General features: G+C 75.2%; 1 protein-coding gene. It reads right to left on the reverse strand.

Annotated elements, in window-relative coordinates; genetic code table 11:
* Positions 1–1,164 (reverse strand): ATP-dependent helicase (locus HUW36_RS33250; RefSeq protein ID WP_174531631.1); only part of this gene is annotated, 1,164 nt, incomplete at both ends.

Below are 1,164 nucleotides of genomic sequence, written 5' to 3' on the forward strand. Positions count from 1 at the left end.
CGGTGCGGGACCGGGTCACGGACGCTGAGCGCGGCGCGCAGCTCGGGCACCCGCGCGCCGGCCGCCCGCAACGGCACCGAGAGCGCGTTGGCGACCGCGAGGATCTCCGGTCGGTTGCGCCAACTGGTGGTCAGACCGAGCACGTCGGCGGGGCTGCCGTCGGCGCGCGCGAACTCGGTGGGGAACCGGTCGAGCGTGCCGGCGCTGGCCCCGCGCCAGCCGTAGATGGACTGGCACGGGTCGCCCACCGCGGTCACCGGGTGGCCGCCGCCGAACAGCGCGTTGAGCAGCACCACCTGGGCGTGGCTGGTGTCCTGGTACTCGTCGAGCAGCACCACCCGGAACCGGTCCCGCTCGATCACGCCGACACCCGGGTGGTCGCGCGCCACCCGGGCGGCCCGGGCCAGCTGGTCGGCGAAGTCCATCGCCTCGAAGTCGTCCTTGCGCCGGGCGTACGCGCGGACCAGCGGCAGCAGCTTCAGCCGGGTCTGCTGGAGCTGAAGCGCCTTACGCACGTCGGCGTAGACCCGCCCGGGACGCGACTGCACCTCGGCGAAGAACCGGCCGGTCCAGGCCGCCAGCTCGTCCGGGTCGACCAGGTGCTCGTCCAGCTCGCCGGCGAGGGCGAGCACCGCGTCGGTGATGGTGGACGGCATCCGGTCCACCTCGGACATGTCGCCGTCGTAGTTGCGGACCAGCAGGTCGACGAGCTGCCAGCGGGACGCCTCGGTGAGCAGCCGGGTGGTCGGCTCGTAGCCGGCCCGCAGCCCGTGCTCGGTGACGATCCGCCCGGCGTACGAGTGGTAGGTGGAGACGGTCGGCTCACCCGCGAGCGGGTCGTCCTGCGGGTCCCGCCCCTGCCGGCCCAGCCGCCGGACGAGCTGGTCGAGCCGGGTCCGCACCCGGTGCGCCAGCTCGCCGGCCGCCTTGCGGGTGAAGGTCAGCCCGAGGATGTGCTCGGGGCGGACGTAGGAGTTGGCGACCAGCCACACCACCCGCGCGGCCATCGTCTCGGTCTTGCCCGAACCGGCGCCGGCGACCACCAGCAGCGGTTCCACGGGCGCCGCGATGATCGCCGCCTGCTCCCGGGTGGGCGCCGGCAGCCGGAGCAGCCGGGCCAGCTCGACCGGGGTGTACCGCGGGCCGGCGTCGGCGGCCCGGGGC

The organism is Micromonospora maritima (assembly GCF_902825405.1).
GTDB lineage: Bacteria > Actinomycetota > Actinomycetes > Mycobacteriales > Micromonosporaceae > Micromonospora > Micromonospora maritima.